The sequence below is a fragment of the Streptomyces sp. NPDC050617 genome, assembly GCF_040654795.1.
Lineage (GTDB): Bacteria > Actinomycetota > Actinomycetes > Streptomycetales > Streptomycetaceae > Streptomyces.
Genome location: NZ_JBFAIS010000030.1, coordinates 47,894 through 71,630 on the forward strand (window position 1 = coordinate 47,894; position 23,737 = coordinate 71,630).

The following is a 23,737-nucleotide window of genomic DNA, read 5'->3' on the forward strand; positions in this document are numbered from 1 at the left end:
TTCTGCACGCTTTCCCGCCGCTTACAAGCATGTGCATTCGCTGCTTAAGCCAGTTGCCGTATCGGAGTGTGCACCGAGGGAAACTCAGTGTTGTGCGCTGGGCGTGGATTCGCCCACGGCAGACGGGAAGTGGGCCTGAAGGACGGGAATCTGCCGCCGGGGCTATGTCAACGTACGACGTCCCCGAAAACGTCAGGTCGTCGAAGGAACGAGACGCGCGGCCCAGTGCTGGGCGTTGGCCGGCTGGGCTTCTCCGGATAGCTGTCGTGGTCGGTCTGGGGTGTGGGCCCCGCCAAGGGGAAGCGTTTGGCCTGAGTCCCCAGGACATCGACTGGGCGAGGGGCGTGCTTCACGTTCGGCGGCAGGTGCAGACGTTCAAGGGGAAAGGGGAAGAAGTGCTTCGCCTTGCCGAAGGGCGCGAAAACGCGCACGGTCGACATGCCCCCAGCGGTGGCCGAGGAACTGAAGTGCCACGGCGAGGTGTTTCCGTCGTTGGAGGTGGAGTTTCCGTGGGAGGCTCCGGGGTCGGACCGGCTGACATGGAAGGTCTCGCTCCTGCTCACCACGCGCATGGGTAATGCTGTCTCCGCGAACACGTGGAACACCTATACGTGGAAGCCGGCGCTCGCCGCGGTGGGCATCATTCCACCGCTCCCCGAGGGGGCGGATCCGTGGCAGTGGGCCGCGGCACCGAAAGACGGGTTTCACACGCTGCGGCACACCTATGCCTCGATCATGCTGGAGGCGGGTGAGTCGGTGGTGACGCCGGCGCGGTGGCTCGGGCACTCTTCGCCGGCTGTCACGCTCGGTTACTATGCTCACTTCATGCCGGAGGTCGGAAGCAAGGAGTGCGGCGCGATCGCCGACTGCTCGGGGGCCACAGGGGTGGCGTGCTGGCCGAAATTCCCCAGGTTCTCCCCAGGGCTGATCCCGGTGATTCTCCGGTGCTCACGCTCCCGAAGCCGGCCCATCGGTCATTAGGCTAAATACTCATGGAGCCTGGGAAAGTGCTAGAGAAAGTCACCGCCACTCGCTACATCACGCCCTTGCGTGAGGGCGGGTCGCTGCCGGGGCTCGTCGAAGCCGACGACCTGGGTACGTACGTCATGAAATTCACCGGGGCCGGGCAGGGGCGGAAGACCCTTGTCGCCGAGGTCATCTGCGGGCAGCTCGGGCGGAGGCTCGGGTTGCGGGTGCCGGAGCTGGTGGGGATCGGGCTCGATCCGGTCATCGGGCTGAGCGAGCCGGACGAAGAGGTGCAGGATCTGCTCAAGGCGAGCGGCGGGCTGAACCTCGGGATGGACTATCTGCCGGGGTCGCTCGGGTTCGACCCGCTGGCCTTCGAGGTCGGGGCGGCGGAGGCCGGGCGGGTGGTCTGGTTCGACGCGCTGATCAACAACGTGGACCGGTCCTGGCGCAACCCCAACCTGCTCGTCTGGCACGGTGAGCTGTGGCTGATCGACCACGGAGCCACCATGATCTGGCACCACAACTGGCCCGGCGCCCAGAAGTCCGCCGCCAGGCCCTACGACGCCTCCGACCACGTCCTGGCGCCCTTCGCGCCGGACATCGCCGCTGCCGCCGCCGCATTGGTGCCCCTGGTCACCGAGGAGCTGCTGACCGAGGTCGCCGCCGACGTGCCCGACGAGTGGCTCGTCGACGAACCGGGCTTCGACAGCACGGACGCGCTGCGCCGCGCGTACGTGGAGGTGCTGCTGGAGCGCGCCCGTACGGTCACCGACGGGATCACGCTCGGCGCGCCCTCGCGGGACAAGCCCTCGCAGGCGCCGGAATGGATCGCCGCCCGACTGCACCGGAAGGCCGTCAAGTGAGCGCCGCGAACCACGGCCGCGATGTCTTCGAGTACGCCCTGCTGCGCGTCGTACCGAGCATCGAACGCGGCGAGATGATCAATGCCGGGGTGCTCGTGTACTGCCGGGCCAAAAGCCTCGTCGTCGCCCGTACGCACCTGGACGAGACGCGGCTGCTCGCGCTGGCCCCCGGCGTGGACGTCGAGGGCGTACGGGTGGCGCTCGGCGCGGTCGAGGGCGTCTGCCTCGGCGGTGAGCGGGCCGGTCAGGCCGCGGCCGACGACGCGGGGCGGCGCTTCCGCTGGCTGATCGCGCCGCGCAGTACGGTCGTACAGCCCGGCCCGGTGCACACCGGGCTGACCGCCGATCCGGAGGCGGAGGCGGAGCGCCTGCTCGACCTGCTGGTGAGGTGAGCGGGGGAGGCGTTGACAGCCGGTGGTCAGGCTTCTAGCGTCAGCTCTGCCGAAGGTACTAAGCGGTTGCTCACCCCTAGCCGGACCCGGACGGTGAGCCGCTTCCGAGCTGAGGAGATCCCGCATGTCCACCACTGAGCAGCGCGTAGCCGTCGTGACGGGCGCGGCCCGCGGCATCGGCGCGGCGACCGCCGTGCGGCTGGCCGCCGAGGGCCGCGCCGTCGCCGTGCTCGACCTCGACGAGGCCGCCTGCGCGGACACCGTGGAGAAGATCACCGCGGCCGGCGGCAAGGCCCTCGCCGTCGGCTGCGACGTCTCCGACCCGGCCCGGGTCGACGCCGCCGTGGCCCGGGTGGCGGCCGAGCTCGGCGCCCCGACGATCCTCGTCAACAACGCCGGCGTGCTCCGCGACAACCTCCTCTTCAAGATGAGCGAGTCCGACTGGGACACGGTCATGAACGTGCATCTGCGGGGCGCGTTCCTGATGTCGCGCGCCTGCCAGAAGCACATGGTGGACGCGGGGTTCGGCCGGATCGTCAACCTCTCCAGCTCCTCCGCGCTCGGCAACCGGGGCCAGGTCAACTACGCCGCGGCCAAGGCCGGCCTCCAGGGGTTCACCAAGACCCTCGCCAAGGAGCTCGGCAAGTTCGGCATCACCGCCAACTCCGTGGCCCCCGGCTTCATCGTCACCGACATGACCGCCGCCACCGCAGAGCGCGTCGGCATGGGCTTCGAGGAGTTCCAGGCCGCCGCCGCCACCCAGATCCCCGTCCAGCGGGTGGGCGTGCCCGACGACATCGCCAACGCGATCGCCTTCTTCACGGGCGAGGCGGCCGGGTTCGTGTCCGGGCAGGTCATGTACGTGGCCGGCGGCCCCCTCAACTGACCCCGCCCGACTACGGGGCCGCTGAACCGGCCCGCCCAGTCGGCACCGCTCAACCGACCCGCTCAACCGACGAGGAACGGCACACCGCATGAGTGCACAGGACCAGGAGCGCACCGAGGACGCCCGGGGCCACGGCTCCGGGCGGGTCGCCATCATCACGGGCGCGAGCCGCGGCATCGGCTACGGCATCGCCGAGGCGCTCGTGGCGCGCGGTGACCGCGTCGTCATCACCGGGCGCGGCGAGGAAGCCCTTGAGGAGGCCGTGCGGCAGCTCGGTGAGGACCGCGCGATCGGCGTTCCGGGAAAGGCCGCCGACGACGCGCACCGGGCGATGGTCGTCGAACGCGCCATGGAGACCTTCGGGCGCATCGACTACCTCGTCAACAACGCGGGCACCAACCCTGTCTTCGGCCCCATCACGGAGCTGGACCTCGGCGTCGCCCGCAAGGTGTACGAGACCAATGTCCTCTCGGCGCTCGGCTTCGCCCAGCGGACATGGCATGCCTGGCAGAAGGAGCACGGCGGCGCGATCGTCAACATCGCCTCCGTCGCCGGCATCTCCGCCTCCCCGTTCATCGGGGCGTACGGCATGAGCAAGGCCGCGATGGTCAACCTCACGCTCCAGCTCGCGCACGAGATGGCGCCGACGGCACGGGTCAACTCGATCGCTCCGGCCATCGTGAAGACCAAGTTCGCCGCCGCCCTGTACGAGGACCGGGAGGCGGAGGCCGCCGCGAACTACCCGTTGGGGCGGCTCGGCGTCCCCGCGGACATCGGGGGCGCGACCGCGTTCCTGCTCTCCGACGCGGCGGGCTGGATCACCGGCCAGAACCTCGTCGTCGACGGCGGACTGTTCCTCAACGCCGGGGTGTAGCCCCGGTACGGCCCGCGGGTGGGAGCGGCGGACCCCGGTCCGCCGCTCCCACCGGCCGTTGTCAGTGGTCGCCGGTAAGTTCTGTGGTCGACAGCGGATCACACACCGGAGGTTGTTGAACGTGACCGACATGCTGCCCGAGTCCTGGACGGGCGTCCTCGGCGACGAGCTGGAGAAGCCCTATTTCAAGGAGCTGATGGGCTTCGTCGAGGAGGAGCGGGCGAAGGGCCCGGTCCACCCGCCGCGCGAGGAGGTCTTCGCGGCCCTCGACGCGACGCCGTACGACCAGGTGAAGGTGTTGATCCTCGGGCAGGACCCGTACCACGGCGAGGGGCAGGGGCACGGCCTGTGCTTCTCCGTGCGACCGGGCGTCAAGACCCCGCCGTCGCTGCGGAACATCTACAAGGAGATGCACGCCGAGCTGGGCCACCCCATCCCCGACAACGGCTATCTGATGCCGTGGGCGCGGCAGGGCGTGCTGCTGCTCAACGCGGTGCTCACGGTCCGCGGCGGCGAGGCCAACTCCCATAAGGGCAAGGGCTGGGAGAAGTTCACCGACGCCGTGATCCGCGCGGTGGCCGACCGCCCCGACCCGGCGGTCTTCGTCCTGTGGGGCAATTACGCGCAGAAGAAGCTGCCGCTCATCGACGAAGAGCGGCACGCCGTGGTCAAGGGCGCGCACCCCTCTCCGCTGTCCGCCAAGAAGTTCTTCGGCTCCCACCCCTTCACCCAGATCAACGCGGCGGTCGGGGCCCAGGGGCACCGGCCCATAGACTGGCGGATCCCGGACCTCGCCGCCTGACCCGGCGCCGCCCGGCCGTCCGGCTCAGTTCGGGTGGACGGCCCCGGCTGGGCCGAGGTCGTAGTCGAGGGCGTAGGCGATCTCCTTCTCGCCCCGCCGGGCGGTGAACGCGCCCTTGCCGGACAGCCCGGCCAGCGCGCCGCCGGACGCCCCGGCCAGCACCTCGAACGCGCAGTGCACGGTGCCCTCCTCGTCGAAGTGCCCGCGCTGGGTGAGGACGAAGCTGCCCTTGCGGCCGTCGAGCGCGCCGTCGATCTGCTCGTAGCCGGCGAAGACGCCCGTCGTCCCGCTGGTGTAGACGATCGTGTACTCGCACGAGGTGCCGGCCGCCTCGATCGCGCCGGTGAAGTGGTTGGTCACCCGCGCGTGGGCGAGCCGGGCCGCGCCCTCGACCTCGCCGGCCGGGCTCTCTTCCCAGCCGGCGAAGGTGAAGGCGCCGGTGGCGTGCGTGGTCATGACGGTTCCTTTCCCGCTGCCGTACGGGCCTGTCCGTACGGCGGTGCGCCCAGCCTGTCCGCCGTACCTGACACCTTCTGTCAGGTACGGCGGGCGGGCACCGGACAATGTCGCCATGCGCGCCGACCGCCTCCTCTCCCTGCTCCTGCTGCTCCAGAACCGCGGCAGGATGACCGCGCCGGAGCTCGCGGAGGAGCTCGGCGTCTCGGTCCGCACGGTCTACCGGGACGTCGAGGCGCTCGGTACGTCCGGCGTGCCCGTCTACGCGGACCGGGGACCGGCCGGCGGCTACCGGCTGCTGGACGGCTACCGCACCCGGCTGACCGGACTGACCGGCGACGAGGCCGACTCGCTCTTCCTCGCCGGAACTCCGGGGGCGGCGGCCGAGCTGGGCCTCGGCGCGGACCTCGCCACCGCACAGCTCAAGCTGCGGGCCGCGCTGCCGCACGGGCTGGGGGAGCGCTCGCGCCGCATCCAGGAGCGCTTCCATCTGGACGCCCCCGCGTGGTTCCGCGACGCCGATCCGGTGCCGCGGCTCGCGCCGGTCGCCGAGGCGGTCTGGCAGCAGCGCGCGCTGCGCGTCCACTACCGGCGCTGGAACGGCGAGGTGCACCGCGAACTCCAGCCCCTGGGCCTCGTACTCAAGGGCGGCATCTGGTATCTCGTGGCGCGCGCCGAGGACAGCCTCCGTACGTACCGGGTCTCCCGCATCCTCGCCGTCGACGTCCTCGACGAGCCCTTCGAGCGCCCGGCCGGCTTCGACCTGGCCGCCTACTGGCAGCGGTCCTCGCGACGGCTGGAGGACATGCGCTTGCGGGGCGAGGCCCTGCTGAGGCTGTCGCCGAGGGGGCTGCGGCTGCTGCCCGCGCAGTTCGGCGCGGTCGGCGGGGCGGCCGCCGCGGCGGCGGGGGAGCCGGACGGCGACGGCTGGGTGCGGGTGACGCTGCCCGTCGAGTCGCTGCCGGTCGCCGTCCACGACGTGCTGCGGCTGGGCGTGGAGGCCGAGGTGATCGGCCCGCCGGAGCTGCGGGCCGCGCTCGCCGAGGCGGTGGGGGAACTGGCGCGGCGGTACGGGCGGCCGGCGACGTGAGGCGAGGCCGGCGCCCCGCCGGTTACGGTTCACACCGCCCGTACGCCCGTACTACCGCCACCGCGGTCATGACATGCGATCAGGCGGCAGGCGCCCCGCCCCGCGTCGAGTCCACAGCGTCCGCGAGGGCCTTGATCACGCGCTCGGTGTCGTCCACGGTCGTGCGCCAATTGCTGAACGCGGCGCGCAGCGCGGGCTCCCCGGCGTACACCGTGGGCGTCAGAAAGGCCGTATCCGCCAGCTCGCGGGCGAGGGCGGCGAGCCGTCCGGCGGTGGCGTCCTCGGCCAGGGTGAAGCAGACGACGTTGAGCCGGACCGGCGCGAGGAGGCGCAGACCGGGGTGGGCGTCGACGGCCGCGCCGACCGTCCGCGCGCAGGCCACGCACCGTTCGACGATCTCGCGGTAGCCGTCCCGCCCGTACGCGCGCAGGGTGAACCAGGCGGCGAGCGCCCGCAGCCGCCGGGAGTTCTCCGGGGTGAGGTGGACCGCCTCGGGAGCGTCGCCCAGTGGGCCGAGGTAGGCCGCCGCGTTCTGGAAGACGCGGGCCTGGAGGTCGCGGCGGCGGGTGAACTGCACCGCGCTGTCGTAGGGCACGTTCAGCCACTTGTGCAGATCCACGCAGAGGGAGTCGGCCTCGTCGATGTCGTCGACCAGATGCGCGTGGGCGGGGGAGAGGGCGGCGAACGCGCCGAAGGCGGCGTCGACATGCAGCCAGAAGCCGTACCGCTCGCGCAGTGCGGCGATGGCGCGTATGTCGTCGAAGTCGACGGTGTTGACCGTTCCCGCGTTGGCGACGACGACGCACGGGCTGTCCGCCTCCCGCAGGGCCCGCTCCAGGGCGGCCGGGTCGACGGCCTCCCGGCCGGGGAGCGTGGCCACCGGGACCAGGGCGGAGCGGCCCAGGCCGAGCATCGACAGGCCCTTGGCCACGCTGGAGTGCGGGCTGCCCGACAGCACCCGCACCGGGCCGAGGACCGCGGCCCCCTCATCGGCAGGCGAGACGCCGCGCCGCTCCCCGAGCCACTCGCGTGCGACGGCCAAGCCCACGGTGTTGGACATGGTCGCGCCGCTGACGAAGTTCCCCTCATGGCCGTCGGACAGGCCGAAGAGATCGCGCAGCCAGCCGATCGCCTCCTGCTCCAGGCGCTGCCCGGCGGGGTCCAGCGACGACATCGGGTTCTGGTCGACGGCCGAGGTCAGCCAGTCCCCGGCGAGCGCGGCGGGCGTCACGCCGCCGGTGACGAACCCCAGGTAGCGCGGCCCCGCCCCCGCCGACAGGCCCGGTTCCCAGCGCTCGGCGAACTCCCGCAGCGCGGCGCTCAGCCCGACGCCTCGTGCGGGCGGAGCGGCGGCGGGAGCCTGCGCGGTGGGGACGACCGGGCGCCCGTCCAGCCCGTCGAGGAAGGCCGCGGCATGCCGGCTCGCGGCCTCCAGCAGCTCCGGCAGCCGTTCGAGATCGGCTGTGAGTCGAGGGTGCACCACGGGCTCCGTTCGTCGGTTCGCGAGGCAGACGCTAATCCGGCGGAGGCCGCGCGGCTCGGTCCAATCGTCAAAAATTGGACTGGTCCGCCACGCGGAAGCGGCAAGCGGGCCCGGGAGCGGTTCCCGGCGCGGGGCCGATACGCGCCGTTCAGTCGCCGGTGGCGCCGTCGATGGACTGCCGGATGAGATCGGCGTGGCCGTTGTGGCGCGCGTACTCCTCGATCATGTGCGTCATGATCCACCGCAGGTTGAACGTCTCGCCGCTGCGGTGCGCGCCGAGGTTGCGGTCGTCCAGCGACCGGGACGCGGCCGCTTCCCGGGCCCGCTCGATCTCGTGCTGCCACGTGGCGTAGGCGGTCTCGAAGGTGTCCTGCTCGGTGACGCGGAAGTCCCCGTCCAGGTCGTCGTCGCCGTAGTGGATCGGCGGGGCGTCCTCCCCGGCGAGCACCCGCCGGAACCAGCCGCGCTCGACGTCCGCCATGTGCCGTACGAGCCCCATCAGCGTGAGGTCCGAGGGCGGCACGGACGCCTCGCGCAGCTGCGCGTCGTCCAGCCCGGCGCACTTGGCGGCCAGGACGGCCCGGTGCTGCTCCAGCCAGCCCTCCAGCATGGCGCGTTCATCGGCGGTCGTCGAAGGCGAGGGGATCTTGGAAGTCGTCATGGCCGCCATCATGAACGCTCGACCGGCGACGGGGCGAGGCATTATCGGGCCCCCGGCGCCGCCGCGCGCCCGCGGCGGCATACCGGACCGTCGGCCGCCGCGACGCCCGTATGCTGCCGGGGCAAAGATCGGACAGCACGCGCACCAGGGAGCACTTGTGAAGGTCGGCTGCATCGGGCTCGGAGACATCGCGCAGAAGGCGTATCTGCCGGTACTCACCTCCCGGCCGGGGGTGGAACCGCACCTGCAGACCCGCACCCCGGCCACCCTCCACCGCGTCGCCGACGCCTACCGCATCCCCGCCGCGCACCGCCACACCGACCTCGGCTCGCTGCTCGCCGCGGGCCTCGACGCGGCCTTCGTGCACGCGCCGACCGCCGCCCACCCGGAGATCGTCACCCGCCTCCTGGAGGCCGGGGTGCCGACCTATGTCGACAAGCCCCTCGCGTACGACCTGGCCACCAGCGAGCGGCTCGTCCGCCTCGCCCACCGCCGCGGCGTCGGCCTCACCGTCGGCTTCAACCGCCGCTACGCGCCCGGCTACGCCCAGTGCGCGGAGCACCCGCGCGAGCTGATCCTGATGCAGAAGAACCGCGTCGGCCTCGCCGAGGCCCCGCGCACCCTCGTCTTCGACGATTTCATCCACGTCGTCGACACCCTCCGCTTCCTCGTCCCCGGCGCCGTCGAGCACATCGACGTACGGGCCCGGGTCCGCGACGGCCTCATGCACCACGTCGTGCTCCAGCTCTCCGGCGACGGCTTCACCGCCATCGGCACCATGAACCGGCTCAGCGGCTCCACCGAGGAGGTCCTCGACGTCTCCGGGCAGGACGCCAAGCGCCAGGTCCTCAACCTCGCCGACACCGTCGACCACGAGGGCACGCTCGGCGTGCGGCGGCGCGGCGACTGGGTGCCGGTCGCCCGCCAGCGCGGCATCGAGCAGATCACGCTGGCCTTCCTCGACGCGGTACGGGCCGGGGAGCCCTGGGACGCCGAGGACGCACTGCGCACGCACGAGCTGTGCGAACGCATCGTCAACCTCGCGCTCGACCAGGCTTCCTGAAGGCCCGTACGCCCTCGGCCGCGCAAAACACGGCGAGCGCGGCCAGGGCCCCGTACACCGGCCAGTCGCCGGTCCGCACGTACACGCTGGTGCCGCGCGCCAGCGGCACGTCGTAGACGGCCGACGCGCTGCGGGAGGTCGACAGCCGGCCGCCGACCGCCTCGCCGCGCGGCCCGGCGACCGCGCTGACCCCCGTCAGCGTCGCGTGCACCATCGGCCGCCAGGTCTCGGCGGCCCGCAGCGCGGCCAGCGAAGCGTGCTGCTCGGGGGCCCAGCTGTGCTGGAAGGTCGAGGTCGCCGACTGCGCGATGAGCAACTGGGCCCCCTCGCGCACCAGATGCCGGCTCATGTCGGGGAAGGCCGACTCGAAGCAGACCAACGGACCGAAGCGCAGGCCGTCCGCGCCGCCGATCCGCATCACCACCGGGTGCTCGCCGCGCTTGCGGTCCTCGCCCGCCGCCTTGCCCACGGAGGTGGCCCAGCCCAGCACCGACCGCGCCGGAACGTACTCGCCGAACGGCACCAGCCGCATCTTGTCGTAGCGGTCACCGGTCGGTCCGTCCGGCCCGACCAGCACCGAACTCTTGTAGATCCCCGGCTCGTACGCGTGCCGGGCGTCGACGTTGACCAGCAGCGGCGCGCCCACCGTCCGGGCCAGCGCGGCGAGGCGCGCCCGCAGGTCCGGCCGCTTCCCCAGGTCCTGGCCCACGCTGCTCTCGCCCCACACCACCAGGTCCACGCCGCGCCCGGTGAGCCGCCGGGTCAGCTCCTCCTCGCGGTCGAAGCGGCGCTGCCCGTTCGCGCCGCCGGCGATCACCCCCGGCTGGACGACGGCGATACGGACCGTGCCCGCCGCCCCCGGCAGCGGCGCCCACGCCCACACCGCGCCGCCCGCCGCCGCGCACACCAGCAGCCCGGCGACGGCGGCCGTACGGGCCCGGGGGAGCGCGATCAGCGCGGCGAGGCCCGTGTTCACCGCCACGAGGAGAAAGCTGACCAGCCACACACCGCCGACGGACGCGAGCCGCAGCGCGGGCGCGACCTGCCACTGACTGGCGCCCAGCAGGCCCCATGGGCCGCCCAGGTACTGCCAGGAGCGGACGAGTTCGACCATCAGCCAGCCGGACGGCACGAGGGCCAGGGCCGCCGCCGTCGTGCCCGTACCGGGTGTGCCGCCGAGCGTCCGGCGCACCAGCCAGCCCCACGGCGCCCACAACAGCCCCAGCAGGGCGGCCAGCACCAGGATGAAGACGTGCAGGCTCGGCAGCAGCCAGTGGTGCACGGCCAGCAGGAACCCGGCGCCGCCGAGCCATCCGTCCAGCGCGGCGCGGCGGCCCGTGGGCGCGGACCGGATGAGCAGCAGCCACGGTACGAGCGCGACATAGGCCAGCCACCACAGGGAAGGGGCCGGGAACGCCAGGGCGGGCAGCGCGCCCGCGGGGAGGGCGAACCCCGCCCGCCACCACGGTGAGCCCAGCAGCCGCCGCCACCCGCCGACCGACCCCGCCATGCCGTGCCTCCTCTGTGCTGGTCGATCACCAGTGTGGGGGAGGGAGACGATCAGGCACAGGGCGCGGGGGGCCCGACACGCGGCGGCGGTTCGCGCTCGCCCGGGTGGACGCCGGCCGCTGTTCTCCACGGGGGCGCGCGCCGGGGAGGAGCGCCGTATGCCTCGGAGCGCACGCCGCGAACAATGGCTCCCGTCATATGCATAACCATCCGATTCATGCACGGGTTCCGGCCATTCCCGCTGTGGCCAGATTGAAGCTCGCCGAGTGGAAAAAACCCCGACAACGATGCGCAATATTCAGCGATTTTGGTCTTGAAGAAAACCAAATATGCCCCATCCTGGGCCAAAGTGATCCTAAGTGAGCCGGAGTTGCCATGCTGGAAAGGTGTGCGCTGGCGCACGATGCGGGTTATCCGCGAGACCGCCTGGGCAGGTACCGCGCAAAAGTGGACAGGAACCTTGGCCAAAGGTCACCGGAGAGTCGGCGTGACGGACATACGTGACCGGATCTGATTCCGGCTACCGGAACATGTCCCGCTCCGCGTCGAACCGCCCGGATCGCCTGTCCACCGGGAGCCGACGTCTCGGAGGGGACTCCATGGACAACAGCATTGTGGCCGAGGCTACCGCTGATCGTGGCACGGTGATCGGCGAGGCCAAGGTGCCCTCGTACTATTCGAGGAAGACCACTGACATCCTGCACAAGTACGGTCCGGGTCCCCGCGTGCACTTCCACATGGGGCTGTTCGACACCGGCGCCGCCCCGAACACCACGGTGGCCCAGCGCGTTCTCAAGGACCGGCTCCTTCTCTCCCAGGAAACCGCGATCGAGCACGCCGACCGGACCTGGAACGTGGCGGGCGACCGGCCGGCCGCGCTCCTCGACATCGGCTGCGGCCTCGGCGGCGGCTCCCTGTACTGGGCGCAGGAGCACGGCTGCGCCGTCACCGCGATGACGATCGCCGCGCAGCACGTGCCGCTGGTGGAGGAGTTCGCCGGGCGGGCCGGGGTGGGGAAGCTGGTCACCCCGGTCCTCGCGGACATCCACCACCTGCGGGAGGAACGGGCGTACGGCGCCGCCGTCGCCTTCGAGAGCTCCGGTTATATGGACCGCGAGCGGCTCTTCTCGGTCGTGGCCAGGGCGCTCGAACCCGGCGGCTGGTTCGGCATCCAGGAGCACTTCCTCTGCCGCCCGGAGTGGACCGGGTTCCTCGACAACTACTACAAGACCAGGCTGGGCACCCTGGCCGAGTACATAGCCGCCGCGAAGGCCGCGGGGTTCGAGCTGGAACAGGACGAGGACGTCACCGACCGGGCGGCGGAGTTCTGGGTGCAGTCCATGGCCTGGACGACGGCCGAACTGGACCTGGCCAAGCGCACGGGCAAGCCGTCGCCGATCGCGGTCGAGCGGCTCACGGAGTCGGCCCTCACCCACGGGAAGCTCTTCCGCATCTGGCGCGACCACGCGGTCGAGACCCGGCAACTCCTCTTCCGCCTACAGGACCGCTGACCGAGGGCCGTACGGGGCCGCCGCCTCCGGAGGACCGCATTCCTCCGGAGGTGGCCCGGCCCGGACCGGTTCGCCGAGGATGTTCGCCTTCGCGAGACGCCCGCCTCCCAGGAACGATTCCCCAGGACAGCCCCGCCCCAGGACAGCCCCGCCCCACGACAGTTCCGCCTTCGCGACAGTTCCGTACCATGACCGCTTTTGCCCCAGGACCGCCGACACCAGGAGCCGAGATGCCCGCCAGCGCGCCTCTCACCGGCCGGCCGCTGCCGCCGTTCTACTGCCCCATCGAATCAGCCGTCCATCCGCGGGCCGACCGGATCGAACGGCGCGCCGTCGACTGGCTGGACGCCAGCGGCATCTTCGCCAACGACGTCGACCGGGCCTGGAACCTCGCCGCCCACGCCACGGAGTTCAGCTGCCGCGTGGCCCCGTACGGCGAAGAGGAACCGCTGTTCCTCTTCGCCATCTGGAACCACTGGATGTTCGCCCTCGACGACGTGCGGCTCGACACCGGCTCAGCGGCCGCCCGCCACCTCGACATCGTCGACCTCGGCTTCCGCATGACGCGCTGCGTCGAGGCGCCGGGGTCCGGCATGCTCGGCACGGGCCCGGTGGCCGCCGCCCTCGACGACCTCGTCGCGCGCACCCGGGCGCTGACCACCCCCGTGCAGTTCCAGCGGCTCACCGAGGGCATCCGCGACTTCCTGCTGGGGGTCGCCTGGCAGAACGGCAACAGCGCCCGCGGCATCATGCCGACCCTCGCCGACTACCTGCCCGGCCGGATATCGGACGTCGGCGGCCGCTTCGACGCGGCCTTCATCGAGATAGCCAACGGCATCGAGGTGCCGGCCGAGGAGCTGTACTCCGACGCGGTCCGGGCCGCGACCGAGGCCACCGGCCTGATCGTGGCCTGCGACAACGACCTCCTCTCCTACGCCAAGGAGGACAGCCGGCGCGCGAGCGGGCAACAGCCCGGTCAGAACGTCGTCAACGTCCTCATGCACCACAACCGCTGCACCCTCGACCAGGCGGTCGCCGACGCCCAGGCCGTCCGCGACCGCACCATGACCCTCTTCCTGGCCCTGCGCGAGCAGCTCCTCGACGACGCCGGCCCGGCCCTGCGCCGCTACCTCGAAGGGCTGGGCCACTTCATCGCCGGGAACATACGGTGGTCCGACACCGCCCCGCGCTACGCCAGCCCGCGCAACCGCCATGAACTCCCCGTACCCGGCGCGACCTTGAACGTCACCTGGCGCAGCGGCCCCACCGACCCGAGCACCGAGCCCTTGCCCATACCGACCGTGGCCTGGTGGTGGGACCAGCTGCGCGCACCGCGTCAGAGCCCGCGCCACCACTGGACCAGCGACCGCCACCAGGATTTGAGCAGCAGCGGCGTACTGGCCGGCGGCTCCGGGGCCGCCGCGGGCAGCTGACGGAGCGCCTCGGCCGCCGCGTCCTGCTCCGCGAACGACGCCTCCCACGCCGCGCCCGGATCGGGCGCGGGCGGCTGCTTGGCCTGGCGGCTGAACTGCACCGGCAGCGCGTCGAGGTGACGGACCATCAGCGACGAGGTCCAGGTCAGCTCCGACTCCTCGCAGGAGATGATGAGATCGGGCAGCCGCGTCAGCAGCGTCTCGATGCCCGTGTCCGCGATGGCCCGGCCGATGTCCTGGCCGGGGCATTCGTGGGTGCCGCCGCTGAACGCCAGATGGGACCGGTTGCCGTGGACCGGGGCCATGGGGTCGGGGCGGATCACGGAGTCCGTGTTCGCCGCCGCGAGCCCGATCACCAGGGCGTCGCCCGCCTTGATCTGCTGCCCCGCGAGCTCCGTGTCCTGCGCCGCCCAGCGGCCGAGGATCGTCGTGAACGGCGGCTCGTCCCACAGCACCTGCTCCACCGCGTCCGGCCAGGTCATATGGCCGCCCGCCAGGTGGGCGCGGAAGCGCGGATCGGTGAGCACCATCTTCAGCGTGTTCGCGATCAGATTCGCGGTGCTCTCGAACGCCGTGATGAGGACGAGCCGCAGATGGTGCACGACTTCCTCGTCGGTGAGCCCCGAGGGGTGTTCGAGGAGCCAGCTCGTGAGGTCGAGACCGGGGCTGCCGTGCTTGCGCGCCACGAGTTTGGTCAGCGTGTCCTGGAGGAACGCGTTGCTGGCGACCGCGGTCTCCGTGCCCTTGACCATGTCGCGGGCGGCCTCGACCAGCCGCGGGCCGTAGTCGTCCGGCATGCCGAGCAGCGTCGTCATCACCAGCATCGGCAGCGGCTCCGCGAACTGGTGCACGAGATCGCCGGTGCCCTCGGTGCAGAAGGCGTCGACCAGCTCGTGGGAGAACCGCGTGATGTGGCGGCGGATGCCGCGGCGGTCGAAGCGGTCCAGGCTGTCGTTGACTGCCCCGCGCCAGCGCTCGTGCACCTGCCCGTCGGCGAAGACGCAGATGGGCTGCCAGGCGGAGACGGGCGCCAGCGGGTGGTCCGCGGTGAGCCTGCCCTCGCGCAGCGCGCTCCAGTGCCGCGAGTCGCGCGAGAACCGGGTGGGCGTACGGACCACCTCCAGGTTCTCGCGGTAGCCGAGCACCAGCCAGGCCGGGAGGTCGCCGTCCAGCAGTACGGGCGCCACCGGGCCGTGCCGCTCGCGCAGCCGCTCGTACAGCCCCATCGGGTCGGTCTCGGCCTCGGGCCCGTACAGCCGGGTGATCCCGCCGGAGTCGCCGCCGTGCGCCGGGCACTGCGGCGGCGGCGCGAGCGGGGACTGGGTGCGGGCGTGTTCGTCGGGGAAGGTCACTGTCGCTCCGGGGATACGGTCGTCATGGAGTGGAGGTATCGCATGAGCGCCATCAAGGTGTCGCGGCAGGAGCCGCGGTCGCGGGCGTCGCATTCGACCATGGGCACCTCGTCCGGCAGGTCCATGGCGGACCGCAGCTCACGCATCGGATAGGAGGGCGCTCCGGGGAAGGCGTTGACGGCGACCACGAAGGGCACGCCGCGCTCCTCCAGGCGGCCGACCACGTCGTAACTGACCTCCAGCCGACGGGTGTCGACCAGTACCACGGCGCCCAGCGCGCCCTCGAACAGCCCGTTCCACAGGAACCAGAAGCGCTGCTGGCCGGGGGTGCCGAACAGATAGAGCACCAGCCGCTCGTTGATGCTGATCCGGCCGAAGTCCATCGCCACGGTGGTCTCGGTCTTCTCCTCCACCCCGGCGATGTCGTCCACCCCCACGCCGGCCTGCGTCATCGTCTCCTCGGTGGTCAGCGGGCGGATCTCGCTCACCGAACCGACCAAGGTCGTCTTTCCGACGCCGAAGCCACCGACGATCACCACCTTCACCGCCGTGGCGGCGGAGGCGGGGAGGTAGTCCTCGCTCCTGGGGCCGGTGTACGCGTCAGAGATTCTGTAGTCCATGCATCACCGCCTCGAGAAGCTGGATATCGGGCAGCGCGGCGGCCGGAACCGGGGGCCGCGCCTCTACTTGCTCCCGTGCGACCAGCTCGTCCAGCAGTACGAGCAGGGTGCTGACGGGCAGGGTCAGATACGCGGAGATCTCGGCCACCGAGAGGGGGTAGTCGCACATCCGCAGAATCGCGGCCTGCTCGGGCTGTAACCCCGAGTCCGGCACGGACCGGGTGACGATCAGCGTCACCAGGTCGAGAGGGCCCTTGTACTGCACCGGACTCGCGTCGTCGGAGATGGTGAACAGCCGTTCGGGGTTGCCCGGGTCCCAGGCGCGGCGTCGCGCCTCGCTCATGTCACCGGTCCGCTGACCCGGGGCGGGCTGGTGAGGTGCTCACCGATGCGGGCCACCAGATCGCGCATCTGCTGACCCATCAGGCCCGTGTCCACGTCGTCGTCGGCCAGTACCGCGAGGTACGCGCCCGGCCCGGCCGCCATCATGTAGAAGAAGCCGCCGCTGACCTCGATCACGACCAGTCTCATATGCCCGTCGCCGTGCGGGAATTCGGTGGCGACGGCCGTCGACAGGCTCTGGAGGCCGGCGCAGGCGGCGGCGAGCCGGTCGGCGGCGTCGGTGTCGGGGCCGTGCTGGGCCATGCGCAGGCCGTCGGAGGACAGCACGATCACGTGGCGGGTCTGGGGCACACCTGTCGCCAGGTCCTTGAGCATCCAGTCCATGTTGAACCGCAGCTGCGTCACTTGGCTACTCTTCCTTGTCTGACATTGCGTCGCTGTTCGGCTGTCCCGAATCGGCCGCGGGCGTCAAGCCGTTGAAGCCGCTCATGAAGGAGTCGATCCACAGACCGGGCTCGCGGGGCGGCTCGCTCTCGGCGGGCTTGCGCGGCGCGTTCACGGGCGCGCGGGACGAGCGGATGCGCGGGGTGTTGGGCATGCGGCGCCGTCGCTGCGGGAGTCCTTCCCCGTCGTACTCGGCGGCCGGTGGCTCTTCCATGGGCGGCGGCACCTGAGGAGGCGGCGAGCCCGGACGCCTCTTGATCTTGGGGGGCGGGAAGGTGGCGGCCCGAGCCACCTCGCCACCGGGCGCGTGGGTCGGCCGGATGATGTCCTGCGGGGCGACCAGGACGGCCCGGACGCCGCCGTAGGCGGAGGGGCGCAGCGAGATCAGGAAGTCGTGCGTCTTGGAGAGCCGGCTGACCACGGCCAGGCCGAGCCGCGGCGCCTCGCCGAGATCGTCCAGGTCCAGGCCGCCGTGCATCGAGTTCAGCACCGCTTCCGCGCGCCGCCGGGTCTCGTCGGTGAGACCCACGCCGGAGTCCTCGATCTCGATGGCCACGCCCGACTGGACCTGGATCGCGGTGAGGTGCACGCGCGTCTCCGGCGGGGAGTAGCGCGTGGCGTTGTCGAGCAGCTCGGCGACGGCGTGGATCAGCGGCTCCACCAGGGGGCCCTCGATCGCGACGTCGGCCACCGAATGCAGGTCGACCCGGCGGTAGTCGAGAATGCGCGACATGGCGCCGCGCAGGACGTTGTACAGCGGGATCTGGTACTTCCACTGGCGCCCCGGCCGCGAGCCGCCGAGTACGGCGATGCTGTCGGCGAGCCGCCCGACCAGAGCGTTTCCGTGGTCGAGGTGGAGCAGGTCGCGGAAGAACTCCCGCTGGGCGCCGTGCCGGTCCTCCATCTCCCGGATGTCCGTCGCCTGCTGATGGACGATGGCCTGCACGCGCCGGGCGATGTTCACGAAGGCGCGCTGCGCGGAGTCGCGCATGCCCTCCTCGGTGTGGACGGCCTCCACGACGGCGCGCAGCAGCTGCCGGTGCGCCTTCGCGTACCCCGGTTCCAGCTGGACGACCGGGTGGACGCGGCTGAGCACGTCGTCGAGCGGGGTGCCGCGGCGCAGCAGGATCACCGCCGCGGGCAGCATCTCCTGCGCGAGCCGGATGATCTCCGCTTCCTGCTGGTCGAGCTGGCCCTGCAGGGCGGCCTCCCGCTCGGCGGACCGGGCGCGCAGCGTCTCGACCAGCCGCCCGCGGCGTACCGCCTCGGCCGCGACGAGCGCCACGGCGAGGGTGGCCACCGTGCCGCACCAGGCCACCGGCGTCCGCGCCTCGGCTGTGACCGCCGCTACCGCGGCCACCGCGCAGACCGCGACCACGGCGGGGGGCAGCAGCCATATGAAAGCGGAGGTGGGCCGCCTGGCATGGGATGACGAGCCAATACCAACCATCGAGATCCTTGAACTCTTGGAAAGGGAGGTGAAAGGGGGTGAATGGGTTTCGGAGCTGCGAGTGCGAATGGGCGCCGGCCTGTTTTACCTGGAAGAACAGCGGCAGCGCAGCAGTTGGCAGCGGTGTGCTGTGGTCACGGCAACCCACTTCGCGCCATGGAGCGTAGCTTGCCACGCCGGTCCGCGGGACGAAGATGTCATATTCGGAGTGACGCACTGATGAGTGAATTCGAGGGGGTCCATAATGCCCCGCGCTTTCGCGCACGAATTCTTTTGCGAATTCGCAGCACGTGTGTTCGTTCGAGTGTGGAGGTCATCCGTGCCGGTGCTCCTGCCCGGAACCCCGCCCGCGCGGCCACCGGCGCGACTAGGATCGCCGCACCAGGTACCCGGAGAGACCGTCGGGAGACACCGCCATGACGGGGCAACAGCACGAACAGCGGCACAACGCCGCCCTGTTCGAGCGTGAAAGGGAGATCGCCGCAGCCGAGCAGGCGGTGGACACCTTCTGCGCGGACGCCGCCGAAGGGGACGCGCCCCTCGGCGGGCTGCTGCTGTACAGCGGGGCGGCGGGACTGGGCAAGACGGCGTTACTGGCCGAGGTGCGGCGGATCGCCATGGAGCGCGGCCACTGCACCGTACTCTCCGCGCGCGGCAGCGAATCGGTGCGCTCCGTGCCCTTCCACGTCGTACGCCAGCTGCTCCAGCCCGCCATCGCGCCGATGACGGTCGCCGAGCGCAAAATCCTCTTCGAGGGCTGGTACGACATCGCCGGACCGGCGCTGGGCGTGGTCCCGCTCCGCGAGCAGCAGGCCGACCCGCAGGGCGTGCGCGACGGCATCGACTGGGTCATCACCCAACTCGCCGCCGGCCGCGAGCCGCTGGTCCTCGTCATCGACGACGCGCACTGGGCCGACGCCGAATCCCTGGCCTGGCTCACCTCGTTCGCCGTGCGGCTGCGCGAACTCCCGCTCCTCGTCGTCCTCTCCTACCGCCCCGACGAACTCCCCGAGCACGCCCCGGCCTTCGCCGACCTCGTCGGCGGGCGCGACGTCCGCCCGGTCGCGCTCCGCGAACTCACCCCGGCCGCCGTGGCCGAGCTCGTGCGCATGGCCCTCGGCGACGGCGCCGACGCCCCCTTCTGCCGCGAGGTCTGGGCCGTCACCGGTGGCAATCCGTACGAGACCGTGGAGCTCATCGCCAAGGCCCGCGACCGCGCCATCGAACCGGTCGAGGACTCCGCCGTCCTGCTGCGCGGGCTCGGCGCGGAGGCCCGCGGCAGCGGCCTCGTCGCCCGGCTGGCCGGGCTCGGCACGGAGGCCACCCGCTTCGCCTGGGCCGCGGCCGTGCTCGGCACCGAGATCTCGCCCCGGCTCGCCGCCAACCTGGCCGCGGTCTCCCCGTCGGCGGCCGCCGAGTGCGCGGACCGGCTGCGCGAGGCCCGTATCCTCACCGGCTCCAGCGACCTCGAGTTCGTCCACCCGCTGATCGCCACCGCCATCTACCAGGCCATCCCGGCCGCCACCCGCACCGCCATGCACGGACAGGCCGCCTGGGCGGTCACCCAGGCGGGCCACGGTCCGGCCGCCGCCTCCCGGCATCTGCTGGAGGTGCACCCCGAGGACGATCCGGTGCTGGTGCGGCAACTGCGCGCGGCCGCCCGCGAACACCTCGCCGTCGGCGCCCCGGACGCGGCCCGCCGCTGCCTGGAGCGGGCCCTGGAGGAGCCGCCGCCGGACGAGGAGCGCGCGGCCCTCCTGTACGAACTCGGCTGCGCCACCCTGCTCACCTCGCCGCACACCACCATCGACCACCTGCGCGAGGCGCTCGCCCTGCCCGATCTCCCGGAGGAACTGCGCGTCGACGCCACCTACCGGCTCTCCCAGGCGTACGGGCACAACAGCCAGCTCCCCGAAGCCGCGGAGGTGGTGGCCGTGCAGGCGGCCCGTACGCCCGACGGCCCCGGCCTGATGCGGCTCCAGGTCGCGCACTACCTCTGGAGGAGCATGCAGGCCCACGAGGCGGACAGCGTCAGCCGGGCGCAGCGGGTCGCCGACATAGCCGACCGGCTCGACGGCCACGACGACGCCGAGCGGGCCCTGCTCGCGCTGCGCGCCTTCGACGGCATGCTCCGCGGCGAGGACGCGCTGCGCGTCACGGAGGTCAACGACCGCGCTCTCGTGGACGGCCGGCTCGCCGCGGGCATGGGCTGGACCAACACCGAGTGGGGCTTCGAGATCCCCAGCATCATCTGCCTGACCTTCGCCTACACCGACCGGCTCGACCAGGCCGAGGAGCTGTCCGGCGAGGCCGTGCGCGCCTTCGAGATCTCCGGCTGGAGCGGGGCCCACCTCGCCTTCGCCCACGACCTCGTGGGCCTCGTGCACCGTCGGCGCGGCCGGCTCGCCCTCGCTGAGACGTTTCTCCGCGAGGGGCTCCGGCTGGCCGGCCGCCTCGGGCCCGGCCTGCCCGTCCAGTGGGACGGCACCTGCCTGCTCATCGACACGCTGCTCGCCCGCGGCCATGTGGCCGAGGCCCAGGCCGTCGCGGAGGCCAACTCCTTCCGCGCGCCCTACTCGCCGGCGATCGTGATGCCCGACGCCGCCTGCCTCGCCGGGCGGCTGTTGCTGGCCCGCGGCCGTCGTGAGGAGGCCGTCGCCGAACTGGAAGCGGCGGGCAGGCAGCTGGTGGAGCGGGGCCGCAACAACACCCTGTGGGCGCCCTGGGCCCTCGACCTCGCGGACGCGCTGGCCGACGACGACCTTGAGCGTGCCCGCGCGCTGTCGGCCCAGGCCGTCCAGCACGCGGCCCGGTTCGGCACCGACACCGCGATGGGCGAGGCGCTGCGCCGGGCCGCGGCGCTCGCCGAGGAGGGCAGGGCCCTGTCCATGCTGGAGTGCGCCGTCGACCATCTGCGCCGCTCCCCGAGCCGCTACGAGTACGCGGCCGCGCTGGTGGACCACGGCGCGGCGCTCCGGCTGGACGGCCAGTGCGCCCGCGCCGCCGAACAGCTCCGCGAGGGGCTCGGCCTCGCCGAGGAATGCGGGGCGGACGGCGTCGCGAAGAAGGCGCGGGAGGAACTGGCGGCCGTCGGGTTGTGACACGTCGTGACAAGGGGAGGGGTGGCCGCCGAAGCCGCCCCTCACTCGTCGCGGGGGAGCGGCCTCAGCCGGACCAGCGCCAGTCGGCGACCTCCGGCAGGTCCGTGCCGTGCTCGCGGATCCAGTCGTGGTGCCGGGCGCGTACGTCCGCCATGGCCTGGCGCACGCCGGTGGCCCGCACGGCGAGGTCCGGCACCCGGTCGATGACGTCCATGACGAGCCGGTAGCGGTCCAGGTCGTTGCGGACCACCATGTCGAACGGCGTGGTCGTCGTGCCCATCTCCTTGTAGCCGCGCACATGCAGGTCGGCGTGGCCGGGCCGCCGGTAGGCGAGCCGGTGGATCAGCCAGGGATAGCCGTGGTACGCGAAGATCACCGGCCGGTCCGGGGTGAACAGGGCGCTGTAGTCGCGGTCGGTCATGCCGTGCGGGTGGTCCTCCCGCGGCATCAGCCGGGTCATGTCGACGACGTTGACGACGCGGACGGCCAGCTCGGGCAGGTGCTCGCGGAGCAGGCCCGCCGCGGCTAGCGTCTCCTGCGTCGGCACGTCGCCGGCGCAGGCGAGGACGACATCCGGCCCGGCGCCCCGCCGCTCGGTCCCCGCCCACTCCCAGACGCCCGCGCCGCGCGCGCAGTGCGCGCGGGCCTGCTCCAGGTCGAGCCAGTCGAACGTCGGCTGCTTCCCGGCGACCACGACGTTGACGGTGTCCCGCGTGCGCAGCACATGATCGGCCACGCACAGCAGGGTGTTGGCGTCCGGCGGCAGGTACGCGCGTACGGCGTGCGGGCTCTTGTTCAGGATGTGGTCGATGAAGCCGGGGTCCTGGTGGGAGAAGCCGTTGTGGTCCTGGCGCCAGACGTGCGAGGTCAGCAGGTAGTTGAAGCCCGGCACCGGGGCGCGCCAGGGGATCGCGCGGGCGCTGTCGATCCACTTCACGTGCTGGGCGGCCATGGAGGCGACGATGTGCGCGAACGCCTCGTACGAGGAGAACAGCCCGTGCCGCCCGGTGAGCACGTACCCCTCCAGCCACCCCTGGCACAGGTGCTCGGAGAGCACCTCCATCACCCGCCCGTGCGGCCCCAGATGCTCGTCCGTCGCGAGCGTCTCTGCCTGCCACGCCTTGTCCGTCGCCGCGTACAGGTCCTGCAGCCGGTTGGAGGCCGTCTCGTCCGCGCCCATCACCCGGAAGTCGCGGCGCTGGGCGGTGTCGGCCATCACCTGGCGCAGCAGCCCGCCGAGCACCTTCGTCGGCTCGTGCGACTGGTCGCCGGGCTTGTCGACCTGCACGGCGAAGTGCTTCAGGTCGGGCAGCGGCAGTTCCCGTACGAGCCGGCCGCCGTTGGCGTGCGGATTGGCGCCGAGCCTGCGATCGCCCGAGGGCACGCAGGCCAGCACCTCGGGGCGCGGGCGGCCGTCGGGGTCGAACAGCTCGTCCGGCGCGTAACTCCGCAGCCAGCTCTCCAGCTGCCGCCGGTGATCGGCGTTCTCCCGCACGCCGGCCAGCGGCACTTGATGCGCGCGCCACGTGTTCTCGACAGGCTGCCCGTCCACCTCCGCCGGTCCGGTCCAGCCCTTCGGGGTGCGCAGCACGATCATGGGCCAGCGGGGCCGCCGCGTCTCGCCGTCCACCCGCGCCGCCCGCTGATGGGCGGCGATGCGGTCGAGGGCCAGGTCCATCGCGGCGGCCACGTCCTGGTGGACGCGGGCCGGGTCGTCGCCCTCGACGTGCAGCGGCTCGTGGCCGTAGCCGCGCAGCAGGGAGTCCAGCTCGTCCTGGGGCAGACGCGCCAGCACGGCGGGGTTGGCGATCTTGTAGCCGTTGAGATGGAGGATCGGCAGGACCGCGCCGTCGTGCACCGGGTCGAGGAACTTGTTCGCGTGCCAGGACGCGGCGAGCGGCCCCGTCTCGGCCTCGCCGTCGCCGATCACACAGGCGGCCAGCAGCTGAGGGTTGTCGAGCGCCGCGCCATAGGCGTGCGCGAGGGAGTAGCCCAGCTCACCGCCCTCGTGGAAGGAGCCGGGCACCTCGGGCGCCGCGTGGCTCGGCACCCCGCCGGGGAAGGAGAACTGCCGGAAGAGCCGGGTCATCCCGGCCTCGTCCCGGCCGAGGTCCGGGACCACGTCGCCGTACGAACCGTCCAGCCAGGCGCCCGACAGCACGGCCGGCCCGCCGTGGCCGGGGCCCCACACGCAGACCGCGTCGAGATCGCGGGCCGTGATCACCCGGTTGAGGTGCGTGTAGACGAGGTTGAGGCCGGGGCAGGTGCCCCAGTGTCCCAGCAGCCGGGGCTTGATGTGCTCGGGCCGCAGCTCCTCGCGGAGCAGGGGGTTCCCGGTGAGGTACAGCTGGCAGGCGGCCAGGTAGTTGAGGGCGCGCCAGTGTGCCAGCAGGTGGTCGAGTTCGTCCGCGTCGAGCGGCGTACGCGTCTCCATGA

Annotated in this window: 21 protein-coding genes; 11 read left to right on the forward strand and 10 right to left on the reverse strand. The window is 72.1% G+C overall.

Annotation, left to right across the window (positions count from 1 at the left end; genetic code table 11):
* The first annotated feature begins 405 nt into the window (after positions 1-405).
* From AB0I49_RS31155 to AB0I49_RS31180, 6 genes are all read left to right on the forward strand, one after another.
* A complete protein-coding gene (locus AB0I49_RS31155; RefSeq protein ID WP_363230482.1) occupies positions 406-981 on the forward strand; it encodes a hypothetical protein in 576 nt (191 codons plus the stop codon).
* 26 nt (positions 982-1,007) lie between these two features.
* Positions 1,008-1,832, forward strand: a complete 825-nt coding sequence (locus AB0I49_RS31160; protein ID WP_363230483.1) for a HipA family kinase — start codon at positions 1,008-1,010, stop codon at positions 1,830-1,832.
* Positions 1,793-2,224 carry a DUF3037 domain-containing protein gene (locus AB0I49_RS31165; protein ID WP_363230484.1) on the forward strand — a complete coding sequence of 144 codons (432 nt, stop codon included), beginning with the start codon at positions 1,793-1,795 and terminating at the stop codon, positions 2,222-2,224. The genes AB0I49_RS31160 and AB0I49_RS31165 overlap by 40 nt, the downstream gene beginning before the upstream one ends.
* Before the next feature lie 124 nt (positions 2,225-2,348).
* A complete protein-coding gene (fabG, locus tag AB0I49_RS31170; protein WP_363230485.1) occupies positions 2,349-3,110 on the forward strand; it encodes a 3-oxoacyl-ACP reductase FabG in 762 nt (253 codons plus the stop codon).
* An 88-nt stretch (positions 3,111-3,198) separates the two neighbouring features.
* On the forward strand, positions 3,199-3,984 hold the full coding sequence (locus AB0I49_RS31175) for an SDR family oxidoreductase (protein ID WP_363230486.1): 786 nt from the start codon (positions 3,199-3,201) through the stop codon (positions 3,982-3,984).
* Positions 3,985-4,114: 130 nt separating this feature from the next.
* Entirely contained in the window at positions 4,115-4,786 is a 672-nt protein-coding gene (locus AB0I49_RS31180; protein ID WP_363230553.1) for a uracil-DNA glycosylase, read from the forward strand.
* A 24-nt stretch (positions 4,787-4,810) separates the two neighbouring features.
* Here the strand turns inward: AB0I49_RS31180 and AB0I49_RS31185 are convergent, their stop codons facing one another.
* Complete coding sequence (locus AB0I49_RS31185; RefSeq protein ID WP_363230487.1) at positions 4,811-5,242, reverse strand: DUF3224 domain-containing protein; 432 nt, start codon at positions 5,240-5,242, stop codon at positions 4,811-4,813.
* Positions 5,243-5,357: 115 nt separating this feature from the next.
* Between AB0I49_RS31185 and AB0I49_RS31190 the strand changes: the two genes are divergently transcribed.
* Positions 5,358-6,332, forward strand: a complete 975-nt coding sequence (locus tag AB0I49_RS31190) for a WYL domain-containing protein (RefSeq protein ID WP_363230488.1) — start codon at positions 5,358-5,360, stop codon at positions 6,330-6,332.
* A gap of 79 nt (positions 6,333-6,411) precedes the next feature.
* Here AB0I49_RS31190 and AB0I49_RS31195 read toward each other — a convergent pair whose 3' ends face one another.
* Together AB0I49_RS31195 and AB0I49_RS31200 are read right to left on the reverse strand one after the other, a co-directional pair.
* Positions 6,412-7,812, reverse strand: a complete 1,401-nt coding sequence (locus tag AB0I49_RS31195) for a pyridoxal-dependent decarboxylase (RefSeq protein ID WP_363230489.1) — start codon at positions 7,810-7,812, stop codon at positions 6,412-6,414.
* 151 nt (positions 7,813-7,963) lie between these two features.
* Positions 7,964-8,476 (reverse strand): DinB family protein, encoded by a 513-nt coding sequence (locus AB0I49_RS31200; RefSeq protein ID WP_363230490.1) that lies wholly within the window; start codon positions 8,474-8,476, stop codon positions 7,964-7,966.
* Positions 8,477-8,633: 157 nt separating this feature from the next.
* Between AB0I49_RS31200 and AB0I49_RS31205 the strand changes: the two genes are divergently transcribed.
* Positions 8,634-9,539: a Gfo/Idh/MocA family oxidoreductase gene (locus tag AB0I49_RS31205; protein ID WP_363230491.1), complete on the forward strand. Its 906-nt coding sequence runs from the start codon at positions 8,634-8,636 to the stop codon at positions 9,537-9,539.
* Here the strand turns inward: AB0I49_RS31205 and lnt are convergent.
* Positions 9,511-11,049 carry an apolipoprotein N-acyltransferase gene (lnt, locus tag AB0I49_RS31210; RefSeq protein WP_363230492.1) on the reverse strand — a complete coding sequence of 513 codons (1,539 nt, stop codon included), beginning with the start codon at positions 11,047-11,049 and terminating at the stop codon, positions 9,511-9,513. The genes AB0I49_RS31205 and lnt overlap by 29 nt on opposite strands.
* Before the next feature lie 598 nt (positions 11,050-11,647).
* Between lnt and AB0I49_RS31215 the strand changes: the two genes are divergently transcribed.
* On the forward strand, positions 11,648-12,559 hold the full coding sequence (locus tag AB0I49_RS31215; RefSeq protein WP_363230493.1) for a methyltransferase domain-containing protein: 912 nt from the start codon (positions 11,648-11,650) through the stop codon (positions 12,557-12,559).
* A 230-nt stretch (positions 12,560-12,789) separates the two neighbouring features.
* Positions 12,790-13,992 carry a hypothetical protein gene (locus tag AB0I49_RS31220; protein ID WP_363230494.1) on the forward strand — a complete coding sequence of 401 codons (1,203 nt, stop codon included), beginning with the start codon at positions 12,790-12,792 and terminating at the stop codon, positions 13,990-13,992.
* Here the strand turns inward: AB0I49_RS31220 and AB0I49_RS31225 are convergent.
* From AB0I49_RS31225 to AB0I49_RS31245, 5 genes are read right to left on the reverse strand one after another with little or no spacing between them, the layout of a single operon-like run.
* Entirely contained in the window at positions 13,896-15,344 is a 1,449-nt protein-coding gene (locus AB0I49_RS31225) for a cytochrome P450 (protein WP_363230495.1), read from the reverse strand. The two genes, AB0I49_RS31220 and AB0I49_RS31225, sit on opposite strands and share 97 nt — an antisense overlap.
* Entirely contained in the window at positions 15,341-15,964 is a 624-nt protein-coding gene (locus tag AB0I49_RS31230) for an ATP/GTP-binding protein (RefSeq protein ID WP_363230496.1), read from the reverse strand. Before AB0I49_RS31230 ends, AB0I49_RS31225 begins: the two co-directional genes overlap by 4 nt.
* Complete coding sequence (locus AB0I49_RS31235; RefSeq protein WP_363230497.1) at positions 15,945-16,307, reverse strand: DUF742 domain-containing protein; 363 nt, start codon at positions 16,305-16,307, stop codon at positions 15,945-15,947. Before AB0I49_RS31235 ends, AB0I49_RS31230 begins: the two co-directional genes overlap by 20 nt.
* A complete protein-coding gene (locus AB0I49_RS31240; RefSeq protein ID WP_363230498.1) occupies positions 16,304-16,711 on the reverse strand; it encodes a roadblock/LC7 domain-containing protein in 408 nt (135 codons plus the stop codon). The genes AB0I49_RS31235 and AB0I49_RS31240 overlap by 4 nt, the downstream gene beginning before the upstream one ends.
* A 4-nt stretch (positions 16,712-16,715) precedes the next feature.
* Positions 16,716-18,200 carry an ATP-binding protein gene (locus AB0I49_RS31245; protein WP_363230499.1) on the reverse strand — a complete coding sequence of 495 codons (1,485 nt, stop codon included), beginning with the start codon at positions 18,198-18,200 and terminating at the stop codon, positions 16,716-16,718.
* A gap of 416 nt (positions 18,201-18,616) precedes the next feature.
* On the opposite strand from AB0I49_RS31245, the gene AB0I49_RS31250 reads away from it, so the two are divergent.
* Complete coding sequence (locus AB0I49_RS31250) at positions 18,617-21,301, forward strand: AAA family ATPase (protein ID WP_363230500.1); 2,685 nt, start codon at positions 18,617-18,619, stop codon at positions 21,299-21,301.
* A gap of 64 nt (positions 21,302-21,365) precedes the next feature.
* Here the strand turns inward: AB0I49_RS31250 and AB0I49_RS31255 are convergent, their stop codons facing one another.
* Positions 21,366-23,735 (reverse strand): phosphoketolase family protein, encoded by a 2,370-nt coding sequence (locus AB0I49_RS31255; protein ID WP_363230501.1) that lies wholly within the window; start codon positions 23,733-23,735, stop codon positions 21,366-21,368.
* Positions 23,736-23,737: the final 2 nt, after the last annotated feature.

Excerpts from the sequence above, each read along its gene's own strand:
- AB0I49_RS31200 (WP_363230490.1), bottom strand. The coding sequence starts at position 8,476 with ATGACGACTTCCAAGATCCCCTCGCCTTCGACGACCGCCGATGAACGC.
- AB0I49_RS31190 (WP_363230488.1), top strand. The coding sequence starts at position 5,358 with ATGCGCGCCGACCGCCTCCTCTCCCTGCTCCTGCTGCTCCAGAACCGC.
- AB0I49_RS31220 (WP_363230494.1), top strand. The coding sequence starts at position 12,790 with ATGCCCGCCAGCGCGCCTCTCACCGGCCGGCCGCTGCCGCCGTTCTAC.
- AB0I49_RS31175 (WP_363230486.1), top strand. The coding sequence starts at position 3,199 with ATGAGTGCACAGGACCAGGAGCGCACCGAGGACGCCCGGGGCCACGGC.
- AB0I49_RS31180 (WP_363230553.1), top strand. The coding sequence starts at position 4,115 with ATGCTGCCCGAGTCCTGGACGGGCGTCCTCGGCGACGAGCTGGAGAAG.
- AB0I49_RS31230 (WP_363230496.1), bottom strand. The coding sequence starts at position 15,964 with ATGGACTACAGAATCTCTGACGCGTACACCGGCCCCAGGAGCGAGGAC.
- AB0I49_RS31245 (WP_363230499.1), bottom strand. The coding sequence starts at position 18,200 with ATGGTTGGTATTGGCTCGTCATCCCATGCCAGGCGGCCCACCTCCGCT.
- AB0I49_RS31165 (WP_363230484.1), top strand. The coding sequence starts at position 1,793 with ATGGATCGCCGCCCGACTGCACCGGAAGGCCGTCAAGTGAGCGCCGCG.
- lnt (WP_363230492.1), bottom strand. The coding sequence starts at position 11,049 with ATGGCGGGGTCGGTCGGCGGGTGGCGGCGGCTGCTGGGCTCACCGTGG.
- AB0I49_RS31250 (WP_363230500.1), top strand. The coding sequence starts at position 18,617 with ATGACGGGGCAACAGCACGAACAGCGGCACAACGCCGCCCTGTTCGAG.
- AB0I49_RS31235 (WP_363230497.1), bottom strand. The coding sequence starts at position 16,307 with ATGAGCGAGGCGCGACGCCGCGCCTGGGACCCGGGCAACCCCGAACGG.
- fabG (WP_363230485.1), top strand. The coding sequence starts at position 2,349 with ATGTCCACCACTGAGCAGCGCGTAGCCGTCGTGACGGGCGCGGCCCGC.
- AB0I49_RS31255 (WP_363230501.1), bottom strand. The coding sequence starts at position 23,735 with ATGGAGACGCGTACGCCGCTCGACGCGGACGAACTCGACCACCTGCTG.
- AB0I49_RS31185 (WP_363230487.1), bottom strand. The coding sequence starts at position 5,242 with ATGACCACGCACGCCACCGGCGCCTTCACCTTCGCCGGCTGGGAAGAG.
- AB0I49_RS31215 (WP_363230493.1), top strand. The coding sequence starts at position 11,648 with ATGGACAACAGCATTGTGGCCGAGGCTACCGCTGATCGTGGCACGGTG.